Raw genomic sequence first — 26,767 nt, forward strand, 5'->3', positions numbered from 1 at the left:
CCTCGTCTTCTCGGACGGCACACCCGCGACCGCGAATGACCTGAAGGCGACACTGGAGCGCATCCGGGACACCCCGGGCCGAGCCAGCGCGAGGTCGAGGGCATAGCGTCGATCGAGGTCACCAGCGACACGGCGCTGACGCTGACGCTGAGCCAGCCCGACCCCAGCCTCCTGCGGAAGTTCACCGGCCCAGCCGGCATCATCGCGAAGGCGGGCGAGCTGGCGGAACCGGGTTACGGGCAGAATCCGATCGGCTCCGGACCGTACATCCTCGATCTCGAAGCTTCGACGCCCGGGGCGGAGTATGTGCTGACCAAGCGGGATGATCACTGGAACGCCGACAACTACCCCTTCTCAACCGTCACGGTCCGCGTCATCGAAGACTCCACCGCGCTCGAGAACGCACTCCGCTCCGGGGAGGTCGACGTCGCACCGAGCGTGCTTCCCGCCTCGCGTGCCTCACTGGAGTCAGTGCCGGGCATCGAGATCTCCGAGGTCGAGAACACCAGCCAGCAGACCTTGATCATCGCCGACCGGGACGGCACCATTCAGCCGGCCCTCGCCGACGTGCGCGTTCGGCAGGCGATCAACATGGCTTTCGACCGGGAGAACATCGTGGCGAATGCGATGAACGGACTGGGCGCTCCATCCGAGCAGGTGTTCTATCCGACCTTCGACGCCTTCGACGAAGCCCTCAACGACACCTATGAATACGACGTTGAGGGGCCAAAGATCTGTTGCAGAAGCAGGCTATCCCGACGGCTTTTCGGTGACGATGCCGAGCATCATCTACTCGGGGCAGCTCGAGCCCGTTGTGGGGCAGGCTCTGGCGGACATCGGGATCGACGTGACATGGCAGCCGATCCCGGCCCAAGACACGGTTACCGCCATCACGTCCAAGTCGTTCCCCTCGTGGTCTGGCCCGACGGCAACGACCCCGACGGCACGGTCGCCTTCGGTCACTTCTCGCCGCAGGGATTCCTGAACCCCTTCGGCAGCGAGGATCCCGAGCTCACCGAGATGCTCACCCGAGCGCGTGCGGCCGTCTCTGCAGAAGAGGCGAGCGCGGTCTACCAGGAGATCAACGAGTGGGGCGTCGAGAACGCCTGGTCTGCCCCCATCGTCAAGAGCCACTCGCTGGTCGCCGCGCGGGAGGGGTACGCAGTCGTGAACACCTCTTATCAGATCGCCCCGACTCTCGACCAGTTCGACGTCTCCGAGTGACCTGACCGGCGGGGCCGACCGCTTCTGGCGGCCCCGCCGACCCGCGCGCCTGCCTTACCTTCCCCGCCGACCGGCACGCTTGCCGTACTACCCCCACCTCTCTTGAAATCGAGGATTCCTTGCTGAGATACGCAGCGCGCCGGATCGCGACAGGCATCATCCTGATCGTCTTGGTCTCAGCGATCACCTACTGGCTATTGAGCTTCTCGTTCGACAGCATCCTGGCCAACCGGCTTCTGACCGCCGCCAACACCGAGACCGTCGCCGCGCTCAAGGCCGAACTCGCCTCGACCGTCCGATCCCCGTGCAATACGTGGACTGGCTCGGTCGGGTGCTGACCGGAGACCTCGGCCAGTCCTTCTACACGGGGGAGCCAGTCGCTTCCGCGGTCGCCCGTCGCATGGGGGTGACCTTGTCGGTGATCATCCCGGCGTTGATCATCTCCGTCGTCATCGCCGTGGTGCTCGGCGTTGTCGCTGCAGCCCGAGGCGGCTGGATCGACAAGATGCTGCAGGGCGTCATGCTCAGCGGTCTCCTGATCCCGGGCCTGCTTGTCGCCATTTTCCTCGTGTCGGTTCTCGCCGTCACCCTGCAGGTACTTCCGGCCGGCGGCTACACCTCGCCGCAGGATGACCCCCAGGCATGGGTGCGGTCGATAACGATCCCGGTCATCGTGCTGTGCCTCGGGGGAGCCGCCAACATCGCCACCCAGGTACGCGGCACGATGATCGACGAGCTTCGCAAGGACTACGTGCGGACCCTGCGTACGCGGGGCGTCAGCACGAGAGCGCTGGTACTGCGTCACGCACTGCGCAACGCAGCGGGGCCGGCGCTTACCGTCGCGGGTCTGGAGTTCGGGTCGATGTTCTTCGGCGCGCTCGTCATCGAGCAGGTATTCGCCCTCCCCGGCGTCGGTCTCTACAGCTTCAACGCCTCCATCCAGGGCGACTTCCCGGTCATCATGGGGCTCGTCATTTTCTCCGTCGGTCTCACTGTCGCCATCAACCTCATCACCGACCTGGCCAATGGTTGGCTGAACCCGAAAGCGAGAGTCCATTGAGCGCGACACTGCCCGTCATCGCGGAGACCGTCGATCCGCCCGATCGCAGCTCCCGCCGCAGCACATTCGGCAAGCTCATTCGGGATCCGCAGGCTGTCATCACCGGCACGATCATCCTCGTGATGGTGGTATTCGGGCTGCTCGCGTCTGTGCTCCCTATGCATGAGCCGAACGAAGCGCGCCTCGACTCGTACAACCTTCCTTTGTTCTCCGACACCTACCCCCTCGGTACCGACCAGTTCGGTCGTGACATCTTCAGCCGACTGCTGCACTCGATGAACACCGCGACGGTCTCCGCTCTGATCGGCACCTCGATCGCGCTGGTGATCGGCACCGCGGCCGGCCTGGTCGGGGGATACTTCCAGCGGGTCAGGGGTGTGACGGAGTGGCTCTTCACGTTGATCATGACCTTCCCCGGTCTGCTCCTGCTCATCCTGCTGATGCCGCTCACCGCGGGCGACTACCGCTACACGATGGCCATCTTCGGTGTGCTTCTGTCGCCGGGCATCTACCGCATCGTGCGCAATCAGACGATCGGCGTCGGCCGCGAGCTTTACGTCGACGCGGCTCGAGTCTCCGGCGTGACGAACACGCGCATCCTCGCGCGACACGTCCTGTCGGTCGTCCGTGGGCCGATCATCGTCGCGACGTCGTTCCTCGCCGGATCGGCGATCGGAGTGCAGGCGGGGCTCGCGTTCCTCGGAGTCGGTTCGAAGGAGATCCCGAGCTTCGGGGCGATGATCGGCGACGGATTCCGCAACCTGTATGTCGATCCGCTGCAGTACATCTGGCCGTCGCTGTGGCTCGGTCTGCTCACGGCGTGCCTGGTCCTTTTCGGAAACGCCCTTCGGGACGCGTTCGAGGGTGCCCGTCCCCGCCCGGCGAAACTCACCGTCAACGGCACCGCTCTCGACGAGGTGAAGCAGCGCGCCGCCGACCACAAGGCCGGAGCCATGCTCGACGTGCACGATCTCGGAATCGCCTACCAGTCGCCCTCCGGGGACCGCGTCGAAGTAGTCCGCGGAGTGTCGCTGCAGGTCAACCCCGGCGAGGTCCTCGGGCTGGTTGGCGAGTCCGGATCAGGCAAGACGCAAACCGCTTTCGCCGTCCTGGGCGTCCTGCCGTCGGAGGCGATCGTCACACGCGGCTCGGTCCTCGTCGAAGGGCGTGAACTGCTGGGGGCGAAGCAGAAGGATCTGCATGCGCTGAGGGGCTCGACCATCGCGTACATCCCCCAGGAGCCGATGTCGAACCTCGATCCCGTCTACACCATCGGTGCCCAGATGGTCGAAGGGCTCCGGGCATCCTCGAGCATGTCGCGGAAGGACGCTGTGGCGCGGGTGCTCGCCCTGCTCGAGAGGGTGGGAATCGCGGACCCCCAGCGCACCTTCGACTCCTATCCCCACCAGGTCTCGGGAGGCATGGCCCAGCGCGTGCTGATCGCTGGTGCAGTCGCAAGTCGACCGAAGCTCCTGATCGCCGACGAGCCGACGACGGCGCTCGATGTGACGGTGCAGGCCGAGATCCTCGACCTGCTCCGCGACCTCCAGCAGGAGATCGGCATGGCGATCATCCTCGTCACGCACAACTTCGGAGTCGTCGCCGACATCTGCGACCGCATCGCGGTTATGCGGAACGGCGAGGTCGTCGAGACGGGCGGCACCCGAGAGGTATTCGCCGACCCGAAGCATCCGTACACGCGAATGCTCCTCGACGCGATCCTCGACGAGAGCACGGTCCGCTCGGATGGTCCGCCCGCACGACCCATCACCCTCGAGGAGCAGGGATCATGAGCCACAGCCTCTTGGAAGTGAACGACCTGAAGGTCAGCTATCCCGTCAGCGGATTCCGCAAGCCGCCCGTCGAGGTCGTGCACGGCGTGTCTTTCTCGATCGGCGTCGGCGAGACGCTGGGCATCGTGGGGGAGTCGGGCTCGGGCAAGACCACCATCGGAAGGGCCATCCTGGGCCTTGCGCCGGTCTCGAGTGGAAGCGTACGGTTCGCGGGCCAGGAGATCTCCAAAGCGACGGGTACGCATCGGCGGGAGCTCGCGAAGCACCTGCAGGTCGTGTTCCAGGATCCTTACACCTCGCTCAACCCCTCCCTGACCGTGGGCGACACGCTCAGCGAACCCCTCGTCGTGCAGGGTGCGACTCGCCGAGACGCCCAAGCGCGGGTGCTCGACCTCCTCGACCGCGTGGGGCTGCCGAAGAACGCGGCCGAGCGGTTACCCCGGGAGTTCTCCGGTGGCCAGCGGCAGCGTGTGGCGATCGCCCGGGCGCTTGCGCCCGAGCCCGAGCTGATCGTGTGCGACGAGCCGGTATCCGCCCTCGACCTGTCGACCCAGGCTACGATCCTCGACCTGCTCGTCGATGTGCAGCGCAGCACCGGCGTCGCCTATCTATTCATCTCCCACGATCTGACCGTGGTGCGACACATCAGCCATCGCGTCGGGGTGGTGTACCGGGGCGAGATCATCGAGGAAGGCACCGCGGCCGCCGTCACATCGGAACCGGAGCATCCGTACACTCAGCGGCTGCTGCTCGCCGCCCCGGTCGCCGATCCGGTGCGCCAGGAAGCGCGTCGCGCCAATCGGGTACGGCTGAGGGAAACCCAGCGCGAGCAGGACGTCCAGGCGGGCGTCAGCCAGTAGGCACCGTCTCCGCGCCCGACAACGGGCGGCAGTCACGTCACCGACAGGAAAAGGAGGACCCGATGGAGGGTCTCAGGGACAAGGTCATCGTATTCGCAGGAGCCGGCGGTATCGCCACCGCCGCAGCGGCGATTCTGGGAGCCGGCGGAGCCCGACTCGTAGTGGGAGACGTCTCGCCGGCATCGGCCGAGCGCACCGTGCAGGCCGCCGCCGAGGGAGGCGGCGAGGGCGTGGCGACGACTCTGGACATCGCCGACGAGGAGCAGGTGAAGGCGCTCATCGATCTCGCGATCGAGCGATACGGCAAGATCGATGGCCTCTTCAACGTCGCCGCGAACGTCGACCCGTCGCAGGTCGAGCAGGACACCAATGTGGTCGACATCGACCTCGGAGTCTGGCAGCGAATGATCGATGTCAATCTCACCGGGTACCTCCTGACGGCGCGGTACGCGATCCCACACCTCGTCGAGGCCGGTGGCGGATCGATCGTCAACACGTCCTCCGAGGCGGTCTACGCCGGGATGGAGGAAAAGATCGCCTACTCCGCGACAAAGTCCGGTGTGAATGCGCTCACCCGCCACATCGCGCGGAAGTACGGCAAGCAGGGCGTGCGCGCCAACACCGTCTCTCCGGGGCTCGTGCTGACTCAGCAGACCGAGGCGAACCTGCCGGAAGAGTTCCGGGAGCGGATCCTGGCGATGACGCCGTCGACACGCAACGGCGAGCCGGCCGACATCGGCGCTACGGTCGCCTTCCTGCTGTCCGACTCCGCGGCGTGGATCACGGGTCAGGTGCTCTCGATCAACGGTGGCACCTCGATGCGACCCTGAGAGGACATCCATCCGCAACGAGGCGTCGGCGACGAACCGGCGCCTCGTTGCTATGCCTACGCGTCGAACCGAAGGCCGAGGAGGATCGTCGTCGCCTCGGCGGCGACGAAGGAGATGGCGATCTCGTGGCGACCCGGGGCGATGTCGATGGGCGCACCGTGTTTCCCAGGGCGCACGGTGGCAACCGTCGACCCGTCGACGATGACGTCGAGCTCGCACGTGCCCTCGAAGTCGACGGCGACCGAGGTGACCGGATGCTCGTTCTCGAGATACCGGAACACGATCGTGTCTCCCGCCGAAGCATCCGTGACCGCCTCACTGCCCGCGAACGGGGCGATCCGAGCAGTGCCATCGACCGCGCAGGCCTCGTAGGCGGGAATGAGCTCGCCGGGAGCGTACGGATGGCCGGCGCCCTGCGAGGTCATGAGCACCTCGGCGATCGCGCCGCCGGGGCCGAACTCGATCGGCTCCATGCACGCGCGTCGCCAATTCGCACCGCCCCGTGACGAGCGGTGGTAGAAGACGTACCACTGCCCGTCGACGCACTCGATGGACCCGTGGTTGTTCCACGACATCGGGTCGCAGTCGGCGTTGTCGATGATGACGCCGCGGTAGTCGAACGGCCCGGTCGGGCTCGTCGAGGTGGCGTAGCCGAGACAGGTCGGGGCTCCGCGCGAGGTGTCGGCGAACACGAGGTAGTAGATGCCGGCGCGCTTGCGCATCGAACACCCCTCGTGGAAGTGGTGCTCCGCCTCCGTCGCGATCTGCTCGACGAGCGAATCGGTGTCGAGAGTCACCATATCGCGGTGCAGTCGTGCCACCTTCGCCTGGAACTGCCCCCAGTAGAGGTAGGCCTGGCCGTCGTCGTCGACGAACACGGCGGGGTCGATCTGCGAGATCGGAAGCCGTCGGGCATCTCGGAAGGGGCCTGCGGGGTGGTCGGCGACGGCGACGCCCTCGCTGTCGTCGGAGAGGCAGAAGTAGAGGTAGTACCTGCCGTTCCGCTCAATCGCGTCCGGTGCATAGAGAAGAGGCTCGACCGGCTGCCGCTGCGCCGTCGCCCTCCGCACACCTGCAGCGAACTGCTCGAACGGCACCTCCATCGCCCCGGGTGGAAGCATTGCGCGGGCGTACTCCGGCAGCTCGTCGTACGACGTGACGCCGTCGAGGAACGAGCGTCCGGACGGCTGCTCGCTCCCTGCCCACGGCACGTCGGCCGTGGTGAACGAGGTGGGGTGAACCGTCCAGTCGACGAGGTCCGCGGTCGACGCGACCCGGTACTCGGGGCTGCAGTAGCCCTCCTCGCGGCGGTCGAGGCTGCCGTAGAGGTAGAGCCGGCCGTCGGGCATCACCCGCGCCTCACCGTCGGGAATGTGGATGGCCAGCGGCAGAAGGGGATTCCGGTGGGGTCCGGGAGCATCTGGAAGGCGGCGCACGGCGGCTATCCGGCGACCGCGGCTTGGGCTTCCTTGCGTGCGGACTGCAGCGCGCGGAATACGTCTGCCTCAACGACGGGACCTGAGCCCGGGATGTTGCTCAGCATGTATCGAAGGGACATCTGCCCCTCTTGCGAACTCGCCAGCGGCTGCTTCCAGTAGGCCTTGAGGAACGGGTGGTGCTCGAGGATCGCTTCGAATGCCGCATCCCACGCCGCGGGGAAGACGATGATCTCGCCCACCGGGGTGTCGAGGTCGAACTCGGGCATCTCGAACACCTCGCGTTCGTAGGACCAGGTGTGATCTCCGCTCCCGACCTCCAATACGAGGCCCGTCGGATGCAGCGGCGGCACCACCCGGGCCGTGACGCCCTCCGGGATCGACACGTCGAGCGAGACGAGGTCGCCTTCCAGCCGCCACGAGACGGAGATCGCCCCGTTCACCGTGTGCTGCGACACCGACGCGGACGTGAGGCCGCCGCCCACCAGCGGGGCGATCTCGACGCGGGTGTAGCCGGGTTCGAGCGCGCTGAGCCCGCCGATGCGGCGATGCATCCAATCGGAGACGGCACCCAGTGCGTAGTGGTTGAGCGAGGTCATCGCCGACGGGTGCAGCGTCCCGTCGGGCCGGACGGCGTCCCACCGCTCCCAGATGGTCGTCGCGCCCTGGGTCACCGGATACAGGAAGGAGGGGCTCTCAGTCTGCATGAGCAAACGGAACGCCACCTCGGTCTGACCGGTCTCGACCAAGGCGTCGAGCACGTGCGGCGTGCCCGCGAATCCCGTCGCGATACGGAAGCCGGCGTCGGCGACCTGGGTGGCGAGTCGCTCGCCGGCTCTGGCCTTGCGGGTGTCGTCCAGGATCCCGAACCGGATGGCCAGGGCGTACGCCGTAGGCGACTCCCCGACGATGCGCCCCGACGGCGCGACGTACTCATGCAGGAAGGCCTGCCTGGCCCGCTCGGAGAGCATCCCGTATCGTTCGGCGTCGTCATCGTGTCCGAGTAGGCGGGCGATCGCGGCCAGTTCACCGGAGACCCGCACGAAGTACGCCGACGCGACGAGGTAGCGATCCGCCTTGGCGAGGTCGGGTCGGTCCCCTGGGGCATCCGGATCCAACCAGTCGCCGAACTGGTAGCCCCTCGCCCACAGCCCATTGACGTCGAGCAGCGCCTCGACGCTGTCGACGAACTTCACCCCCGACGTGTAGTTCTGCTCGAGCAGCGCCAGGTCGCCGTACTCCTGGTAGAGAGCCCAGGGCAGGCTGACGACCACGTCGCCCCACAGTGCAGTGGGCGCCTGCTTGCGGCCGGTGATCTGCGGCACGTACCAGGGCACGTACCCCAGCTCCTCCTGCTCGGCGGCAACATCCGCGAGCCACGAGGAAAGCACGCCGCGCACGTCGTACAGGAGCGCGGCGGTGGCCCCGAAGGCGTTGATGTCCCCGGTCCAACCCAGGCGCTCGTCGCGCTGCGGGCAGTCGGTCGGGAGGCCGACGAAATTATCGCGCATGCCCCACACCGAGTTCGCGTGCAGCTTGTTCAGCAGAGGGTCGGACGACTCGAACCACGCCGTGCGCGTCATGTCGCTGTGCACGACCACAGCGTCCACGTCTGCAGGCTCGAGGGCGCCGGGCCATCCGGTGATCTCGGCGTAGCGGAAGCCGTGGAACGTGAAGCGGGGCTCCCACTCCTCGACGCCCTCACCGCTGAGGATGTAGCGGTCAATCGCCTTGGCCGTGCGGAGGTTCACCGTCTCGAGCTCACCGCCGGGGGTGAGCAGTTCGCCGTGGCGGAGCGTCAGCTCCGTGCCCGCGGGGCCGGTCACGCGAAGGCGGACCCAGCCGGAGATGACCTGCCCGAAGTCGATGACGTGCGCTCCGGCGGCAGGAGTCGTAACCTCGAGGGCCGGCAGCACCTCGATGCGCCGGATCGGTTCCGCTGTGCGGTCCTCGAGAGTGGAGAGGTCCCACGGATACACCTCAGCGGGAACCCAGTCCGACGCGTCGTAGCCCGGCTCGCTCCATCCGGTCGGATGCAGCCGCGCGTCGTACACCTCGCCGTCGTAGAGGTCGTCCTCGACGACCGCGCCCGTCGACACGACGAACTGGTCGGATGACGCGATCGAGGTCACCCTTCCGTCGGTGTCAGTGAGAGTCAACTCGAGCCAGACCGACGGGCGGTCGGCGTAGAACTTCGACGCGCCGTCCCAGCCCAGACGTCCGACGGCCCAGCCGCGCCCGACGATCGCGCCCAGCACGTTCTCGCCGGACTGCAGCAGGTCGGTCACGTCGTGCTCGGACACGATGATTCGGTGGCGGTACGACGTCCACCCGGGGGAGAGCACCTCGTCGCCGACACGGTGTCCGTTAATCCACGGCTCGGCGAGGCCGAGCGCGGTCACGCGGAGCGTCGCGCTCGCCGGTGCCTCGACGAGCTCGAAGACGTTACGGACGTGAGGGGCGGCCTCGCCGAGCGACTCGGGAGCTCCGATGAACAGAGCCTGGCTCTCAGCGCCTCGTTCGATTGACATCCGTCGGTTCTCCATCCACTTCGTTGGGGGTGACCTTGCGCCCAGGAGGACCCGGTGAGGTCACGGAGCAACCCGGAGGGTGCTTCGACCAGTGAACCACTAGTCGAGCGAATTTGACAACCGATTGCCAAGTTCGATTCGAAGGTAAGGGATCGATGCGGTCTTAGTCCGGCGACGACGTGGAGTCGCGGGAGATGAAGACCGTCGGGGGCCGGTGCGACGCGTCACCACCATCGTGGTCGGCGGTGAGGAGCCGTACGGCGGTCTCGCCCAGTTCGCCGAGCGGGCTCCGGATGGTGGAGAGGGCGGGAGTGGGCAGATCCGCCCCGAAGATGTCGTCGAAGCCGATGATGCTGATCCGTCCGGGGACGGAGATCCCCCGATCCTGGCAGGCACGGAGCAGGCCGATGGCCATCAGGTCGTTGTAGGCGAGCATCGCGGTGGCCCCGGACGCGAGTATCCGGGGTAGGAGCTCCGCCCCGCCCTCCATGGTCGGAGCCCCTGGACCGATGTCGACGACCGACATGCCTTCGGCCACCGCCAGGTCGAAGAGCGTCTGCCACCGAAGCGAGTTCATCCAGGAGGTGGTCGGGCCCGAGACGTAGCAGAAGGAGCGGTGACCGAGGGACTTGAGGTGGAGGACGGCGGCCTCGAGCCCGGGACGAGCGTCGGGTACGAGGGACGGGACGCCGGCGACCGTGCGGTTGACCACGACGATCGGCTTGATGTCGGCGAGCTCGCGGATCTGATTGTCCTGCAGCCGCGAGGCGACGAGCACGATCCCGTCGACCGAGGGCTGCAGGCGATGCGCGGTCTGCAGCTCGAGCTCGGGGGACTCCTGGGATTCGGCGAGCACGAGGATGTGGCTCTGAGAGCTCGTGACACGCTCCGCCGCGCGGATGAGGTCGAAGTAGACGGGATTCGTGATGTCGGAGAGGAGGAGGGCGAGCGTGCCGGTGCGGCCCGTGGGGAGGGCCCGCGCCATGGGGTTCGTGCGGTAGTCGAGGTCTGCGGCGACGGCACGGATGCGCTTCTCGGTATTGATGTTGATGCGGCCGGGCTTCGTCAGGGCCCGGGACACCGTCGAGGGGCTGACGCCCGCGGCCACCGCGATGTCGTAGATCGTCGTGGGCGGCTTCCGGTTGCCAGTGCTGCGAGGCACAGACGACTCCTCTGTTGTCATGCCGATCCTCCGCTCGCGCCGCGTCGATGCTCATCATCGCATAACCACCGTCGGCGGTCGGTATGGCAATCGGTTGACAGACGACCGACAAGATGGCTCAATAAGCAACATGCATTCGCAACGGCGCGACCCTGACCGCCTCCTTCCGGCTGACCCTGCGGCGCGCTCGATCGCGAGAGGTCTGCACGAGCGGGTTCGCGACGCCCCGATCCTCTCTCCCCATGGGCATGTGCCGGCGACGCTCCTCGTCGACGACCCGCCGTTCGTCGACGCTGCCGACCTGTTCCTCACGCACGATCACTACATCACCCGGCTGCTGCACGCCATGGGAGCGGATCTCGCCGATGTGCGCGCCGGCAGCGATCCCCGGGAGGCGTGGCGCCTACTCGCGTCGCAATGGCACCGGTTCGCCGGCACGGCGTCGGGGTACTGGGTCGAGGAGGCGCTTGACGAGGTCTTCGGCATCGACGTGCCCTTCGGCCCCGAAACTGCGGACGAGCTGTTCGACTCCATCGGGGCGAACCTCGCCCGGCCCGAGTTCCGGCCCCGCGCACTGTTCGAGCGGTTCCGGATCGAGTTGATGGCGACCACCGACGACCCGCTCGACGACCTCGCGCCGCACGCGGCCCTCGCGGCATCCGGTCTCGGCGGACGCGTCGTCCCGACCTTCCGGCCAGACAAGTACATCGACCCCGACGCTGCCGGGTTCGCGACGGCGGTTCCGGCCCTGCTCGCGGCGACCGGGTATCCGGCGACCTTCGAGGGGTATCTGCAGGCATTAGAGGCGCGACGCGAGCACTTCGCGCGGCACGGAGCGGTCTCGACGGATCACGGGGTCGAAGAGCCGTTCACCGCAGATCTTGACGCCGCCGACGCCGAACGGCTCTTCCAGTCGGTGCGCCGAGGGTCCGCCGACGCCGCTGACCGTCGCGTCTTCCGTGGGCACATGCTGCTGCAGATGGCCAGGATGAGCGTCGACGACGGTCTCGTCATGACCCTCCACGCTGGAGTGCTGCGCAACCACAGCTCGTCGACGTTCGAGCGATTTGGCGCCGACACGGGGCACGACATCCCGGTGCCGACGTCGTTCACCCGGGGGCTCCGCCCGCTGCTCGAGCGGTTCGGGCTGGCGAAGGACTTCCACCTGGTGCTGTTCACAGTCGACGAGACGACGTTCTCGCGCGAGCTCGCGCCTCTCGCCGGGTTCTACCCCGGCGTGTACGTGGGGGCACCGTGGTGGTTCCTCGACTCGCCCGACGCCATGGGCCGGTATCGCGCGGCCGTCACCGAGACCGCCGGCTTCTATCGCACGTCGGGCTTCATTGACGACACCCGCGCGTTCCTCTCCATCCCTGCGCGGCACGACACCGCGAGGCGTGCGGATGCCGCGTTCCTCGCGGACCTCGTCGTCGCCGGCCGACTCTCCATCGGCCACGCCGAGCGCATCGCCGACGACCTCGTCAGCGCCATCCCCCGAGAGGTGTTCAAGCTGTGACCGACTTCATAGTGCCGGAGCTGCTCTCGAGGGCGGCTTCGCCATCAATTACCCCGACGCCACCGGTGCGCATCGTGCACCTCGGTCTTGGCGCATTCCACCGCGCCCACCAGGCCTGGTACACCTCTCGGGCGGTGGATGCCCACGAGTGGGGGATCGCCGCCTTCACCGGGCGGAGCGCCGAGCTCGCCGAGCGGCTCGGTGCACAGGATGGCGTCTACACGCTGATCGAGCGGGGGCCCGCAGGGGACCGGTTCGAGCTCGTGTCGAGCATCGTCGAGGTGCACGCCGGTGACGACGTCGATCGCTTCGCCGAGCTGCTCGCCGACCCACGGGTCGTGGTGCTGACCCTCACGATCACCGAGGCGGGCTACCGCCTCCGCGGCGACTCGACCCTCGACCTCGACGACGCGGGCACCGTTCACGATATGGCGGCGCTGACGGAGCACCTCGCGTCGGACGGGGCATCCGCACCGCTATTGACGACAGCGCTGGGGAAGATCGTGCTAGCGCTCGACGGGCGTCGCCGGCTGGGCGCTCCGACGCTGGCGATCGTGCCATGCGACAACATTCCGGGCAACGGACAGGTGCTGGCCGCGGCTCTCAGCACGCTGACGCACCGGGTCTCACCGGCTCTCGCCGAGTGGATGACGACGGGCGTGAGCGTCGTCTCGACCTCGGTCGACCGCATCACCCCCCGCGAGACGCCGACGGATGCCGCGACCGTACTCGACGGCACCGGACGGGTCGACCGTGCCCCCGTCGTGACGGAGGCCTTCTCCGACTGGGTGCTCAGTGGGGACTTCCCGTCCGGGCGGCCCGGGTGGGAGACCGCCGGGGCCCGCTTCGTCGACGACATCGAGCCGTGGGAGGCGCGCAAGCTGTGGCTCCTCAACGGCGCGCACACGCTGCTCGCCGCTCTCGGCCCGCTACGCGGGCACCACACGGTGGCCGAGGCCGTCGCCGACCCGGTCTGCAGATCCGCCGTGGAGACGCTGTGGGACGAGGCATCCCGCCACTTGCCCGATCTCGAGCTCGACTCCTACCGCGACGCTCTGCTCGCCCGCTTCGAGAACCCCCGCATCGAGCACCGGCTCGCCCAGATCGCCCTGGATGCGGAGACCAAGCTGCGCCACCGCATCGTGCCGGTCGCCCTTCGGGAACGCGCCGCCCGACGCTCGGGATCGGGGTGCGCGCTGGCGGTCGCCGCCTGGATCGCGGCGACGAGTCGCGACGCCGAATCCGCCGGGTCCGCTCCGGTGGGCTCAGACGTCACGCGGTCGGCGATCGCCCGCCTGGACCTTGGCCTCGCCGGAGACGAGAGCTTCGTCGACGAGGTGGGACGCGCGGCTAGGCGTCTGATGCTGCAGGAGGAACGGGGATGACCGGGGCGGGGGCCACGATGCCGGTGTCGACGGTGTCGCCCACATCCGCAACCAGGAGATCGAGCAGCGCGTCGATCGAACCGCTGATATCAACGCCCTCCTTGTCGAAGAGCCACTGATGGCGCACCCCGTCGGTGAACGCCAGCAGGATCACCGCCAGCGCCTCGGGGGTAAGATCCGCCGTCAGCCGATCCTCGTCGCGGAGGCGCCGGAACATCCTCGCGTAGAAGCTCCGGATGCCGGCGTATCGCTCGGCGAGGGCTTTATGCGCGGGATGCTCGGCGACCGACGCCTCGCCCGAGAGCACCGCGTCGAGCTCGAGAAGACCGAGCGGAGTCGTGAAGGGGGAGTTCGTGCAGGTCGCACTGGTGAGGTAGAGCCGGGCATCCGCATCGGTGCTGCCGGGGTCCGCGCCGAGATCCTCGGCGATCTGGTGATCCCGACGCTCGATCACGGCCAGCAGGAGATCCTCCTTGGTGGGGAAGTGGTGCAGGAGACCAGTGTGGCTCACGCCCGCACGGCGGGCGACCCCGGCCATGGTCGCCGCGTGGAACCCCGTCTCGGCGAAGACCTCCATGCAGCACTCCACGATGCGCCGCCGGACCTGCTCGGATTTCGCGTAGGAGCCGCGTTCCCCGCCCTGGGGCATGGTGGCGTCCTTTCCGCAACGAAATTAGTAACTGGCTAGTAGTTTCATGCTAGCTTATGGCAACCGGTTACCAAGGATGGATCGACGATGACCACTTTCCCTGACGGCTTCCTCTGGGGGGCGTCCTCCGCGCCGCACCAGATCGAGGGCAACAACGTAGGCAGCGACTTCTGGGCGAACGAGGGCCGGGTGCCCGGCATGGAGTTCAGCGGCGATGCCTGCGACAGCTACCACCGCTACCCCGAGGACATGAGGCTGCTGGCGGATGCCGGCTACACGTCGTACCGGTTCGGCGTCGAGTGGGCGCGCATCGAGCCCCGCCCGGGGATGATCTCGAATGCCGAGCTCGCACACTACCGCCGCATGATTGACACGGCGCTGCAGCTCGGACTCACCCCGGTCGTGACGCTGCACCACTTCACCAATCCCCGGTGGCTCGCCGACGAGGGCGGCTGGCTGTCGGACTCCACGGTCGATCGCTTCACGGCTTATGCGGAGGCGGTGACCGGCATCCTCGACGGCGTCGAGTGGGTCGCGACGATGAACGAGCCGAACATGCTCGCGATGATGACCGGGATGTCGCGCAGGGTCGCCGATCCCAAGGCGACGAAGAAGTGGATGAGCCCGACGGTGGAGGGCGAGGCCGGTGCGGCGGGTGCGCGCCCCCAGCTGCCCCCGCCCGACCTCGAGGTTGGGCAGCGCCTCATCGACGCGCATCACGCGGTGCGCGACCTCGTGCGCAGCCGCACCGGCGCGAAGGTCGGATGGACTGTCGCGAACCGGGCGTACGAGGCGCTGCCGGGCGGCCAGGAGAAGGCGGACGAGTTGAGCCGCATCTGGGAGGACGTGTACCTGGAGGCGGCGAGAGGCGACGACTTCATCGGCGTGCAGTCCTACTCGACCTTGACCGTCGGGCCCGACGGCCTGGTGCCGCATGAGCCGAAGTCTGACGACACCCTCGTCGGCACGCCCTATCGCCCAGACGCCCTCGGCATCGCCGCCCGCCATGCCTGGGAGGTCACCGGCGGAGTGCCGATCCTGGTCACCGAGAACGGAATCGCCACCTCCGACGACACGCAGCGCATCGCCTACACCGAGGGAGCGCTTGAGGCACTGGCCGGGGCGATCGCCGACGGCATCGACGTGCGCGGTTACCTGCACTGGACTCTCCTCGACAACTTCGAGTGGGGCCACTGGGCGCCGACCTTCGGCTTGATCGCCGTCGACCGCACCACCTTCGTGCGCACGCCCAAGCCGAGCCTCACCTGGCTCGGGTCCGTCGCGAAAGACAACGGCGCGGCCGTAGGAGCATCGCGCCCGTGAAGGCTCAGCGGTGGGCGGTCGTCGGCACTGGGAGGATCTCGCAGAGCGTCGTGCCGGATCTCGCATCCGTCGACGGCGTCGAGATCGTGCTCTTGCACGGCCGTGATGCCGAGAGGACGGAGCGGTTCGCCGATGAACACGGCATCCCCTCCTGGACGACCGACTACGACGCGGTGCTGGCGGATGCCTCCGTCGACGCGCTCTACCTCTCGACGCCGTTCGCGACACACGCGGGGATGACCCGGCGGGCGCTCATCGCCGGCAAGCACGTGCTGGTGGAGAAGCCGATGGCTCTGAACGCCCGCGAGGCAGACGAGCTGTTCGCCCTGGCCTCGGAGAACGGCGTCTTCCTGATGGAGGGGATGTGGATGAAGTTCAATCCCGCCTTCCGCCGACTCCACGAGGAGATCGCCGCGGGGCTCATCGGAATCCCCCGCAGCGTCCGCGCCGGATTCTCGGTTCCCTTCCCGAAGGACGGCGGCAGCCGATGGGACGTGGCTCGAAGCGGCAGCACGCTGCTCGACCAGGGGATCTACCCCGTGACTCTCGCGCACACCGTGCTCGGTGAGCCGACCACGATCCACGCCACAGGGTCCGTGCGAACCGACGGGCTCGACACCGAAGCGCATTTCACCCTTGAGTTCGACGGGGGAGCCTTCGCCCACGGTGCGTGCGGCATGCTCGGCTTCGCCGACCTGTCGGCCTCCATCAGCGGCACCGCGGGATGGATGACCCTTCCCGCTCCGTTCTGGTCGACAACCGCCCTCGAGCTGCACGCCGGCACCGCGGAGGCGATCTTCGTGACACCGACGCTGCTGGCGCTCGACAAGGAGGGGAACGGCTACGTGCCGATGCTGCGCGCCGTCGCGCAGGCAATCGACGACGGCCTGATCGAGCATCCCGTTCACTCCGCGTCCGACACGGTCGCCGTGTTCCGCACCCTCGATTCCCTCAAAAAACTGCTCGTCGCCGCGGGCCAGGACCAGGAGACATCATGACCATCCTCGAAGCCGAGACCCCTCCCGGGACCGCGACGACCACCCGTCCGGCACCGAAAGAGCGGGAGCCCATCCACGCGATCCGGCGTGCACCGAGCATTTCCCTCGACGGCAGCTGGCAGTTCCAGCTGCTGCCGAACCCGGCCGCGCCGCGTTCGGAGGCGTGGGAGCAGGCGGAGGTGCCCTCGCTCTGGACGATGACGTCGGAGGTGGACCGACCGTTCTACACGAACGTGCCGATGCCCTTCGACGAGGTGCCGCCGATGGTCCCGGAGAAGAACCCGACCGGCGTCTACCGGCGCACGGTCGAACTGGGCGTCGAGCCCGGGACGCGCGCGATCCTGCACGTCGGAGCCGCCGAGGGCCAGCTCACCGTCGTCGTCAACGGCGTCGCGTTCGCGCCGAGCACCGACTCGCATCTCGAGGCGGAGTTCGACGTCACGGATGCCATGCGCGACGGAGTCAACGAGGTCGAGCTGATCGTCGCCAAGTGGTCGGTGGAGAGCTACCTCGAAGATCAAGACCAGTGGTGGCACGCGGGGATCTCGCGCTCGGTCTGGATCTCGCTGGTGCCGAGCATCCGCATCGCCGACGTCGTGGCGCATGCCGAGTGGGACCACATCGAGGCGTCGGGAACGCTGTCTCTCGACGTCACGACCCACGGCCTCGGGCAGCGCACCGACGGCGGGTACCGGGTCAGGGTCGAGTTCCAGGGCGACTCGCACGAGAGGGACGTCGCGCCACGGGTCGCCGCCCCCACCCTCCCGAAGCCGGCGAAGGGGCGGGAGACCCGCCCCGCGCCAATGATGCCCGACGACTTCATGGACCTGCTGAGCATCCAGGCAGCGAGCGCGCCCATCCCGACCGAGTTCCGGGCCATGCCGAACATGAACGCGATGACCATGCCGAGCTTCGGCATCGCCGGCACGTCGAAGATTGCTATCGGCACGGTCGACGTCACGCCCTGGTCGGCGGAGCGCCCGACGCTCTACGGCGTCACGGTCACGCTGCTCGACCCGGACGGAGTCGAAGTCGACTCCGTCGCAGTGCAAGTCGGCTTCCGTACGGTGCGGATCGTCGGCAAGGACCTCCTCGTCAACGGTAAGCGCGTGCTCATCCAGGGCGTCGACCGGCACGACATCGACGACCGCACTGGGCGGGTGATCAGCCATGAGCGCATGCTGAACGAGCTCTCGCTGCTGAAGCAGTTCAACGTCAACGCCATCCGCACGGCGCACTATCCGAATGCTCCCGAGTTCCTCGACCTCTGCGATGAAATCGGCTTCTACGTCGTCGACGAGGCGGACGTCGAGGCGCACGGATTCGCGTCGATCATCCCCGACGACCCGCGATACCTCCCGCCGATCGTCGAGCGCGTGTCGCGCATGGTCGTGCGCGACCGCAACCACCCGTCGGTGATCGTCTGGTCGCTCGGCAACGAGTCCGGTCACGGCGCGGCCCTCACCGCGGCCGCAGCGTGGGTACGCGAGGCCGACCCGTCCCGCCCCGTCCACTACGAGGGCGGGATCTCCCTTGACTGGCACGGCGGGCGGGATGTGACCGACATCGTCGGCGCGATGTATCCGTCGTTCGCCGCTCTCGAGGGCTACGCGAACGACGAGCGAACCGACCGGCCGCTGATCCTCTCGGAGTACGCGTACTCACAGGGCAATGCCACCGGCGGGCTCGCCGAGTACTGGCGCATGTTCGAGACGATGCCGGCCCTGCAGGGCGGCTTCATCTGGGAATTCACCGACCACGCGCTCGACCCCGACGGCAGCGGCAGGCCGAAGTACGGCGGCGACTTCGGCGACGAGGGCCACAACGGGGCGACCATGCTGAACGGCATCGCCTTCTCGGATGCCACACCGAAGCCGGCGATGTACGAGATGCGGGGCATCTTCAGCCCGGTGAAAATCACCTCGGATGCCGCCTCCGCACTCGAGGGCGTCATACGCGTGCGCAGCCGGAGGCACTTCGCCGATCTGAGCGACCTCCGCTTCGACCTGGTGATCGAGACCCGCGCGGGGCGGACCGCTCCGGTCGAGGTCGAGGTCGCCCTCGCGGCAGGCAGCGAGGACACCGTCGCAATCCCGCCGTCGGTCGTGCAGCTTCTCGCGGGCGACGACGCGCTGGCGTTGTCGCTCATCGTGAGCACGGCGTCGGAGTCGATCTGGGCGACAGCGGGCACCGAGCTCTCCGTCGAGCAGGTGGTGCTGCCGCGCCGGCCGCTGCTTCTGCCGAGCGGCACCGCGGAGGTCGCAGTAACCGCGGACGGCACCGTCGAGCACGCTCTCCTTAAGAGCGGCCCGCGGCTGTGCCTCTGGCGGGCGTTGATCGACAACGACAGCTCCTTCGCGCTCGACAAGCGCTTCGTGAGGTCGGGCTTCTTCTCGCTGATCGAGCGCTCGGTCGACGTCGAGCGAGTCGGCGACGCGGTGGAAGTGATCATCCGCTACGGCACCGCCTGGGACGAGGAGGTCGTGCACGCCCGTCGCATCAGCGCCATCGACGGCGGATTCCGATTCGAGGAGCAGGTGACACTCCCCCCGGGAACCACCGACGGATTGCGCGTGGGCGTCGAGTTCGAGCTAGAAGGCGCCTACACCGATGCGAGCTGGGTCGGCCTGGGCCCGTGGGAGAACTACCCCGACCGCAGCGACTCCGCCCTGCACGGTCGATGGACGAGCTCGATCGACGACCTCGCGACCCCGTACTTGATTCCGCAGGAGAACGGCACGCGCGGCGGCATCGACGAACTCCAGATCTCGGGTGCGTCGGGCCTCGCGCGAGCGCGCTCGGAGCAGCCGCTACACGCGAGCGTGTCGCGGTTCACGGTCGAGGAGCTCGAAGAGACCACGCACTGGTGGAAGCTGCCCGAGAGCGAGCGCACCATCGTGCACCTCGACATCGCGCACCGCGGCGTCGGCACGGCCCTGCTGGGCCCCGACACCCGTCCCCGATACCGACTCCGAGGCGACCACTACACGTGGGCCTGGGATCTGACCTTCACCCCGAACGATTGAGGACCGACACATGTTGAAGCCGCAGGCAACCGCCACACGCGACCTGATCAACCTCGACGGAACGTGGCGATTCGCCATCGACTTCCCCGACCTGAACGCCCCCTGGAGCTCGGTGCTGCCGGGCGCGCTCGAGGCCGCCGTGCCTGCGAGCTTCAACGACCAGTTCATCGACTCCGCGATCCGGGGGCACGTGGGCCTGGTCTGGTACCAGCGCACGGTGCGGGTGCCCCGCGGCTGGCGCGGCGAGCGCATCGTGCTGAGGGTAGATGCCGCGACCCATGCCGGGTTCGTCTACGTCGACGACGCCCTGGTCGCCGAGCACGTCGGGGGATACACCCCCTTCGAGGCCGACCTGACCGACGTCGTCGAGGCAGGGCAGGCCGTCCGTCTGACGATCGGCGTCGACAACCGGCTCACCAACGTGACGATCCCGCCGGGCACGGTGACGACAGGTCCCGACGGCAAGGAAAAGCAGGCGTATCTCCACGACTTCTACAACTACGCCGGTCTCGCCCGCTCCGTCTGGCTCTACTCGACGCCGACCCTCCACCTCGACGACATCACGGTGACCACCACCGTCGACGGCTCGACCGGCCTCGTGCACTACACGGTCGACTCGACCGGTGGCGACGGCACGGGTGCCGCCGTGCGGGTGCGTCTCGCAGATGCCGCGGGCGTGACGGTCGCCGAGTCCTCGGGTGCATCCGGCACTCTTCAAGTGACCGACGTGCAGCTGTGGCAACCCGGAGCCGCCTACCTCTACGACCTCACCGCCGAGATCGTCGACGGCGACGAGGTCGTCGACGGCTTCACTCTCGCCGTCGGGGTCCGCACCGTTGAGGTGCGCGGCGAGCAGTTCCTTATCAACGGGGAGCCGTTCTACTTCACCGGCTTCGGCAAGCACGAGGACACCGCTATCCGGGGCAAGGGTCACGACGACGCCTACCTCGTGCACGACTTCCAGCTCCTTGACTGGATCGGAGCCAACTCGTTCCGCACCTCGCACTACCCCTACGCCGAGGAGGTACTCGACTTCGCCGACCGCCACGGCATCGTGGTGATCGACGAGACCGCCGCGGTCGGGCTCAACCTCGGCGTCACGGGCGGGCTGTCCGGCGCTCCGGTCACGCCGACCTTCGCCCCCGACGGCTGCAACGACCAGACGCAGGCCGCTCACGCGCAGCACATCCGAGAGTTGATCGCGCGCGACAAGAACCACCCCAGCGTCGTCATGTGGTGCGTCGCCAACGAGCCGGCGTCGAACGAGGACGGCGCGAGAGAGTACTTCGAGCCGCTGATCGCCCTCACCCGGGAGCTCGATCCGACGAGGCCGGTCACCATCGCCGAGGTCATGTTCGCCACCTTCGAGAACGACAAGGTCGCGGATCTCCTCGACGTCATCTGCCTCAACCGCTACTACGGCTGGTACGTCGCGATCGGCGATCTCGAGACCGCGGAGAAGTACCTCGAGCACGACCTCCGCGGATGGGCCGACAAGTACGGCAAGCCGATCATGATGGCCGAGTACGGCGTCGACACGCTCTCAGGGCTGCACTCGCTGTGGAACGTGCCGTGGACCGAGGAGTACCAGCGCGACTACCTCGCGATGCATCACCGCGTCTTCGACCGCACCCCCTCGTTCGTCGGCGAGCAGATCTGGAACTTTGCCGACTTCCAGACGACCGTCGGCATCCATCGCATCGACGGCAACAAGAAGGGTGTCTTCACCCGCGACCGCAAGCCCAAGTCGGCCGCGCACGGACTGCGCGACCGGTGGAGGGGCCTCCAAAACCGCAAGCCCGGAACGGAGCACTCGGCATGATCATCGACAAGGCGGAAGTCATTGTCACGAGTCCGGATCGCAACTTCGTGACTCTCAAGATCACGACCGACGACGGGCTCACAGGGCTCGGGGATGCGACCCTCAACGGGCGCGAGCTCGCCGTCGTCGCATACCTGACGGAGCACGTCGTGCCGCTCCTGATCGGCGCCGACGCCTCGAGAATCGAGGACACCTGGCAGTTCCTCTACCGCAGCGCCTACTGGCGTCGGGGCCCCGTCACCATGGCGGCGATCGCCGCGGTCGACATGGCGCTCTGGGACATCAAGGGCAAGGCGGCCGGGATGCCCGTCTACCAACTCCTGGGCGGGGCAAGTCGTACCGGCCTCATGGCCTACGGGCATGCGTCGGGGAAGACGAACAACGAGCTCTTCGACTCCGTGCGCGAGCACCTCGAGGCGGGGTACCGCTCGATCCGCATCCAGACAGGTGTGCCGGGCCTCAAGTCCATCTACGGCATCGCCTCGCAGGCGGAGGGGATGGCGGATGCCGAGCTCCGCTACGACCACGAGCCGGCACGTCGGGGCACGAAGCCGACAGAGGAGGACTGGGACACTCGCGCCTACCTCACCCACCTGCCCGGAGTGTTCGAGGCCGTGCGCAACGAGTTCGGCCCGGACATCCCCCTGCTGCACGACGGGCACCACCGGATGACGCCGATCCAGGCGGCGAAGCTCGGCAAGAGTCTCGAGCCGTACGACCTCTTCTGGCTCGAGGACTGCACCCCGGCTGAGAACCAGGAGGCGCTCCGCCTCGTGCGACATCACACCACGACGCCGCTCGCGATTGGCGAGATCTTCAACACCGTGTGGGACTTCAAGGACCTGATCCGCGATCAGCTCATCGACTACGTGCGAGGTGCGGTGACGCACATGGGCGGCATCTCGCCACTCAAGAAGACCCTCGACTACGCCGCGATGTATCAGATCAAGTCCGGAATGCACGGACCGACCGACATCTCGCCAGTCGGGATGGCTGCCGCTATGCACCTGGGGCTCGCGATCCACAACTTCGGGATCCAGGAGTACATGCCGCACGGCGCGAAGACCGACCAGGTCTTCGAGCAGTCGTTCACCTGGTCGAACGGCCTGCTGCATCCGGGCGAGAAGTCCGGTCTCGGCGTGGAGCTCAACGTCGACGAGGCCGGGAAGTACCCGTACGCGCAGGCGTACCTCCCGTACAACCGCCTCGCTGACGGAACCGTCCACGACTGGTGAGAGTACGACTGGTGAGGGTGGATTGGTGAAGGTTCTGACGCATGGCCGATAGACGGAATGTCGACGTCGGAGACGACCTGAGTTCCGCGCCGCCCGGTATGACCGTGGCCAATGCGGCAGTAGCGGGTGCAGCCGTGCCCGGAGCGACCGTCACCCAACCCGATCCGCCGGCCGAGACCCGGCCGGTCGTCGACCAGGACCCAGTGTCGTGGCTGACGATCACCCTCATCGTGGTCGCCGCCTTCGGCTCCGGTCTCGCACTCGTCGTGCCGATGGCGTTCTCCATGGCGCTGCGCCTGACGGAGCTCGCCCCCGGGAGCGAGCAAGTGCTCGGCTACATCTTGGGAGTCGGTGCTCTGTGCTCGCTCGTCTCGGCACCCTTGACCGGTATCGTCAGTGACCGCACACGATCCCGATGGGGAAGACGCCGACCGTTCACCGTGCTCGGAGTCGCTATCGGTCTCGCCGCGGTGCCAGTGCTGGCGTTCGCCCCTAACGCCATCGTGCTCGGAATCGGCTGGATGCTCACCTCCGTCGGATGGGGGACGGCGGGGGGCTCGATCGGCAACCTGCTAGCGGATCGCCTACCGGAGAGCCAGCGAGGGAAGGTCTCTGGACTAACCGGTCTTGCAGGCCAGGTCTCTCCCGTACTCGGGATCCTCCTCGCCGGACAGTTCACGGGGGACGCCCTCCTGCTCTTCCTCGTGCCGGCGACGGTCGGTGCGGTGATGGTCGCGTTGTTCATCCTCTTCGTCCCCGAGGCCGATTCCCGTCACCTCACCTTCAAGAATCGCCTCACCTTCCCACGCTTCGCTAAAAGCCTTCTGTTCCGCCCGCGTGACCACCCCGCCTTCGCCTGGGCGCTGGTCGGTCGATTCTTTTTCTTCTTCGGTCTCTTCTTAACGGTCGCGTACGGAACCTACTTCTACGCGCAGCGCCTCGGCGTGCCGGTCGCCGAGGTTTCGTCGGTCATGGCCGTGATCTCCGCGTCTGGCGTCCTCTCGGCGGCCCTGGGTTCACTGGGGGGAGGCTGGGTATCGGATCGCTTCGGGACCAGACGAAGCTGGGCGGCGGCGTCAACCATGATTTTCGCTACCGGATGCGTCGTTTCCGCGTTTTCCTGGACCTTCCCGATGCTGGTGACGGGCGCGCTTCTCACCAACCTCGGGATCGCCGCGTTCGGCTCGGTCGGTCAGGCCCTCATCCTCGACGTCCTACCCTTCCGCGAGACCGAGGCGGGGCGGTTCCTCGCCATCACCTCGTTCTCGCAACGCATTCCAAGCGCCATCGGACCTCTTGCAGCCCCCCTGCTCCTGGGTCTTGCGCCCTCCGACGAGACCCAGTACCTAGTGCTCTATCTCTCCGCGGCGGCGCTCGCCCTCCTCGGCGGCGCGGTGACGCTGACGCTAGCGACCGAACGTGATCGAATGGACCCGAAGATCACCTGACATGAGATGACGTCAACGGCCGGCGAACTCTGACCCCTTTTTCTAGGTGCACGCGATCAGCTCGTGGGAACCAAATAGCGTGAGTCTCCATCAAACCCAGGGCGCTTGAATCCGAGGCCCTAGGCCTAGACCCAGGTCTCAGCGCGATACTCCGCCTTCACACGGCGGACCGTGCCGGAACGTCCGCGAAGGATAATGCTCTCCGTCTTGATGAGTTGTCCTTCACTACGGACGCCGCGAAGGAGTCCACCGTCGGTCACTCCGGTGGCGACGAAGTACGTGTTGTCACTGCGGACGAGATCGTTGGCGTGCAGGACGCGATCGAGGTCATGTCCGGCGGCGAGGGCACGATGACGCTCCTCGTCGTCTTTCGGGAGCAGGAGCGCCTGGATAACGCCGCCGAGGGCCTTGATCGCGCAGGCGGTGATGATCCCCTCAGGGGTACCGCCGGTACCGACGCACATGTCGATTCGGGAGTCATGACGTGCCGCATTGAAACCGCCGGCGACGTCGCCGTCCGGCAGAAGACGCGTGGTTGCTCCCGACGCTCTGATGTCATCGATCAATTGAGCGTGTTGAGGACGATCGAGGACCGCGATGCGCATCTGGTCGATGGGCTTGCGCTTGGCTCGCGCGAGGGCGCGGATGTTCTCGCCGATCGGCCGGCGGATGTCCACGACTCGAACGCCTTCGGGACCGGTGACGAGCTTGTCCATGTAGAACACGGCGGTGGGGTCGAACATCGAGCCGCGATCCGCGACGGCGATCATCGAGAGCGCGTCCTGACGTCCGGCAGCGGTCAAGGACGTTCCGTCGATGGGGTCCACGGCGATGTCGCAGGGGGGTCCCGATCCTGAGCCGACCAGTTCGCCGTTGAACAGCATGGGCGCGTTGTCCTTCTCGCCCTCGCCGATCACGATGAGCCCGGAGAAATCGACGGTGCCCAGGAACGCTCGCATGGCATCGACGGCTGCGCCGTCGGCGGCGTTCTTGTCGCCCCTGCCTATCCAGGGCATCGACCAAACGTGGGTGCTCGTGGCCGTCGACACGGTCGTTTGGTGCTCGGCCTGTCCCGCGCGGCAGCGCGCGAGTAGGGACGGTACAACATCCGGGTCGTCACCCTGTGCCCGAAGACTGGATACGGGTCACAACATCCAGGCTGACGGCTGGGCACTGATCACCGCATGACGCACCGTAGTCGGACGCAGTCGGGCGTGTTCTCGCTTGCTCGCACCGAGCTCTGGACCCGGAACCCGCACGCGGGCCGAGTGCCGAAGCACCGGACTCGGCAATCGGATGCATAAGCTGTCCTCCGTGGACGGCATCGTGCGAGACGACGCGACAGGCAAGCGCGTCGGGATCCGCGACGTGGCGACGCTCGCTGGCGTCTCGCGGCAGACGGTCACCCGGGCGATGAACGACATGTACGGGATCAGCGATGAGACGAAGACCCGTGTGCTCGAGGCTGCGCGGGCTCTCAAGTACCGGCCGAGCCGTTTCGCGCGGGGGCTGGTGAAGCAGGAGTCGCTCACCCTCGGCCTCGTCGTCATCGACCTGATGAACCCCTACTACGCCGAGTACGCCTCCCGGACGATCCATATCGCCGCGCAGTACGGCTGGACGGTGCTCGTCCAGGAGATCGGCCGCGACGAGCAGAAGGAGCATCGCGCTCTGCGCCTCCTCGCCGAGCAGGTGGACGCGATCGTCGGTTATCTCCTCGCGGGCGACGAGGTCCTCGACGAGCTCATCGGTGATATCCCCGTGGTCCGGCTCCTCGACCGCCAGGTCGGTGTGCGTCACCCCTGGATCCTCACGGACCATACGGCGGGCATCGCCGCCGCGCTCGACCACCTCGTCGCAACGGGCCGGCGGCGGATCGTGATGATCGATTGCCCGACCGACTCCGGGACGACCTCGCCGCGCGCCCGGACCTTCGAACGCCTCGCCGGCGAACGCGGACTGGAGTCGCGGGTGCTGCCGCTTCCCTCAGCCAACGAGCCGACCGTGGAGGCGGGGCGAACCGCGGTCGAGGGGCTCCTCACCGAGGTGCACGACGTAGACGCGATCTTCGGTTTCAACGACGTCGTCGCGCTCGGGGCGTTAACCGCTCTGCGCGAGCGGGGCGTTGACGTTCCGCGGGAGTGCGCCGTCATCGGGATCGACGGACTACCCTTCGCAGCATGGTCGCACCCGCCGCTGACGACGATCGCGGTCGACATCGAGCAGATCGCCCGCAGCGGTTTCGAGGCGATCCGGGCGGTGGTCGCCGGAGGATCGACAGGGACGCACCTCCGCCCCGACGCCGTCATCTCGCACGAGCTCGTTCTACGCGAGTCGTCCGCTCGCTCAACATTCTGAACCGTCCGGTCGCCTGACCCCTCGAGGGCGGGGTACCCCGCAACGGCCTGCCACGACCTTCACTCGCCTCCGGCTAACCGTCGTCGATTGCCCGTCTACAGGCGCGTGAAC

General features: G+C 67.5%; 19 protein-coding genes and 1 pseudogene. 15 read left to right on the forward strand and 5 right to left on the reverse strand.

Features of this window, described 5'->3' with window-relative positions:
- Positions 1-75 precede the first annotated feature (75 nt).
- From C1I63_RS18005 to C1I63_RS18030, 6 genes and pseudogenes are all read left to right on the forward strand, one after another.
- Positions 76-1,224, forward strand: a pseudogene (locus C1I63_RS18005) (ABC transporter substrate-binding protein); the annotation flags it as partial.
- 119 nt (positions 1,225-1,343) lie between these two features.
- A complete protein-coding gene (locus C1I63_RS20020; protein WP_107575955.1) occupies positions 1,344-1,562 on the forward strand; it encodes a hypothetical protein in 219 nt (72 codons plus the stop codon).
- Positions 1,529-2,284: an ABC transporter permease gene (locus tag C1I63_RS18015; protein WP_211315685.1), complete on the forward strand. Its 756-nt coding sequence runs from the start codon at positions 1,529-1,531 to the stop codon at positions 2,282-2,284. Before C1I63_RS20020 ends, C1I63_RS18015 begins: the two co-directional genes overlap by 34 nt.
- On the forward strand, positions 2,281-4,077 hold the full coding sequence (locus C1I63_RS18020) for a dipeptide/oligopeptide/nickel ABC transporter permease/ATP-binding protein (RefSeq protein WP_211315686.1): 1,797 nt from the start codon (positions 2,281-2,283) through the stop codon (positions 4,075-4,077). Before C1I63_RS18015 ends, C1I63_RS18020 begins: the two co-directional genes overlap by 4 nt.
- Positions 4,074-4,937 carry an ATP-binding cassette domain-containing protein gene (locus C1I63_RS18025; protein WP_107575957.1) on the forward strand — a complete coding sequence of 288 codons (864 nt, stop codon included), beginning with the start codon at positions 4,074-4,076 and terminating at the stop codon, positions 4,935-4,937. Before C1I63_RS18020 ends, C1I63_RS18025 begins: the two co-directional genes overlap by 4 nt.
- 62 nt (positions 4,938-4,999) lie before the next feature.
- Positions 5,000-5,767, forward strand: coding sequence for an SDR family NAD(P)-dependent oxidoreductase (locus C1I63_RS18030; RefSeq protein ID WP_107575958.1), 768 nt, complete (start codon positions 5,000-5,002; stop codon positions 5,765-5,767).
- Positions 5,768-5,823: 56 nt separating this feature from the next.
- On the opposite strand, the gene C1I63_RS18035 is transcribed toward C1I63_RS18030, so the two are convergent.
- The 3 genes from C1I63_RS18035 to C1I63_RS18045 all read right to left on the reverse strand — a co-directional run bounded on the left by C1I63_RS18035 (position 5,824) and on the right by C1I63_RS18045 (position 10,896).
- Positions 5,824-7,116, reverse strand: a complete 1,293-nt coding sequence (locus C1I63_RS18035) for a family 43 glycosylhydrolase (RefSeq protein WP_107575959.1) — start codon at positions 7,114-7,116, stop codon at positions 5,824-5,826.
- A 92-nt stretch (positions 7,117-7,208) separates the two neighbouring features.
- Entirely contained in the window at positions 7,209-9,734 is a 2,526-nt protein-coding gene (locus C1I63_RS18040; protein ID WP_107575960.1) for an alpha-L-rhamnosidase, read from the reverse strand.
- A gap of 163 nt (positions 9,735-9,897) precedes the next feature.
- The gene (locus C1I63_RS18045) at positions 9,898-10,896 is read right to left on the reverse strand and encodes a LacI family DNA-binding transcriptional regulator (protein WP_159989491.1); all 999 of its coding nucleotides are present in this window, start codon (positions 10,894-10,896) and stop codon (positions 9,898-9,900) included.
- A gap of 130 nt (positions 10,897-11,026) precedes the next feature.
- Here C1I63_RS18045 and uxaC point away from each other — a divergent pair, with 130 nt between their 5' ends.
- Together uxaC and C1I63_RS18055 are read left to right on the forward strand one after the other, a co-directional pair.
- Positions 11,027-12,412 (forward strand): glucuronate isomerase, encoded by a 1,386-nt coding sequence (gene uxaC, locus C1I63_RS18050; RefSeq protein ID WP_107575962.1) that lies wholly within the window; start codon positions 11,027-11,029, stop codon positions 12,410-12,412.
- A complete protein-coding gene (locus tag C1I63_RS18055; protein ID WP_211315687.1) occupies positions 12,409-13,797 on the forward strand; it encodes a mannitol dehydrogenase family protein in 1,389 nt (462 codons plus the stop codon). The genes uxaC and C1I63_RS18055 overlap by 4 nt, the downstream gene beginning before the upstream one ends.
- Here the strand turns inward: C1I63_RS18055 and C1I63_RS18060 are convergent.
- On the reverse strand, positions 13,763-14,446 hold the full coding sequence (locus tag C1I63_RS18060) for a TetR/AcrR family transcriptional regulator (protein WP_107575963.1): 684 nt from the start codon (positions 14,444-14,446) through the stop codon (positions 13,763-13,765). The genes C1I63_RS18055 and C1I63_RS18060 overlap by 35 nt on opposite strands.
- A gap of 87 nt (positions 14,447-14,533) precedes the next feature.
- Between C1I63_RS18060 and C1I63_RS18065 the strand changes: the two genes are divergently transcribed.
- The 6 genes from C1I63_RS18065 to C1I63_RS18090 are packed head-to-tail and all read left to right on the forward strand — an operon-like array spanning position 14,534 to position 24,298.
- Positions 14,534-15,769 carry a glycoside hydrolase family 1 protein gene (locus C1I63_RS18065; protein WP_107575964.1) on the forward strand — a complete coding sequence of 412 codons (1,236 nt, stop codon included), beginning with the start codon at positions 14,534-14,536 and terminating at the stop codon, positions 15,767-15,769.
- Positions 15,766-16,767: a Gfo/Idh/MocA family protein gene (locus C1I63_RS18070; RefSeq protein WP_159989492.1), complete on the forward strand. Its 1,002-nt coding sequence runs from the start codon at positions 15,766-15,768 to the stop codon at positions 16,765-16,767. The genes C1I63_RS18065 and C1I63_RS18070 overlap by 4 nt, the downstream gene beginning before the upstream one ends.
- A complete protein-coding gene (locus tag C1I63_RS18075) occupies positions 16,764-19,793 on the forward strand; it encodes a glycoside hydrolase family 2 TIM barrel-domain containing protein (protein WP_107575965.1) in 3,030 nt (1,009 codons plus the stop codon). Before C1I63_RS18070 ends, C1I63_RS18075 begins: the two co-directional genes overlap by 4 nt.
- A gap of 10 nt (positions 19,794-19,803) precedes the next feature.
- Positions 19,804-21,615, forward strand: a complete 1,812-nt coding sequence (gene uidA / locus C1I63_RS18080; RefSeq protein WP_107575966.1) for a beta-glucuronidase — start codon at positions 19,804-19,806, stop codon at positions 21,613-21,615.
- On the forward strand, positions 21,612-22,850 hold the full coding sequence (gene manD, locus C1I63_RS18085; RefSeq protein WP_107575967.1) for a D-mannonate dehydratase ManD: 1,239 nt from the start codon (positions 21,612-21,614) through the stop codon (positions 22,848-22,850). The genes uidA and manD overlap by 4 nt, the downstream gene beginning before the upstream one ends.
- A 41-nt stretch (positions 22,851-22,891) precedes the next feature.
- Positions 22,892-24,298 carry an MFS transporter gene (locus C1I63_RS18090; protein ID WP_107575968.1) on the forward strand — a complete coding sequence of 469 codons (1,407 nt, stop codon included), beginning with the start codon at positions 22,892-22,894 and terminating at the stop codon, positions 24,296-24,298.
- A 125-nt stretch (positions 24,299-24,423) separates the two neighbouring features.
- On the opposite strand, the gene glpX is transcribed toward C1I63_RS18090, so the two are convergent.
- A complete protein-coding gene (gene glpX / locus C1I63_RS18095; RefSeq protein ID WP_107575969.1) occupies positions 24,424-25,314 on the reverse strand; it encodes a class II fructose-bisphosphatase in 891 nt (296 codons plus the stop codon).
- A 298-nt stretch (positions 25,315-25,612) separates the two neighbouring features.
- Here glpX and C1I63_RS18100 point away from each other — a divergent pair, with 298 nt between their 5' ends.
- Positions 25,613-26,656 carry a LacI family DNA-binding transcriptional regulator gene (locus C1I63_RS18100; protein ID WP_159989493.1) on the forward strand — a complete coding sequence of 348 codons (1,044 nt, stop codon included), beginning with the start codon at positions 25,613-25,615 and terminating at the stop codon, positions 26,654-26,656.
- The last annotated feature ends 111 nt before the right edge of the window (positions 26,657-26,767 follow it).

Source organism: Rathayibacter caricis DSM 15933, from assembly GCF_003044275.1.
Classification (GTDB): domain Bacteria; phylum Actinomycetota; class Actinomycetes; order Actinomycetales; family Microbacteriaceae; genus Rathayibacter; species Rathayibacter caricis.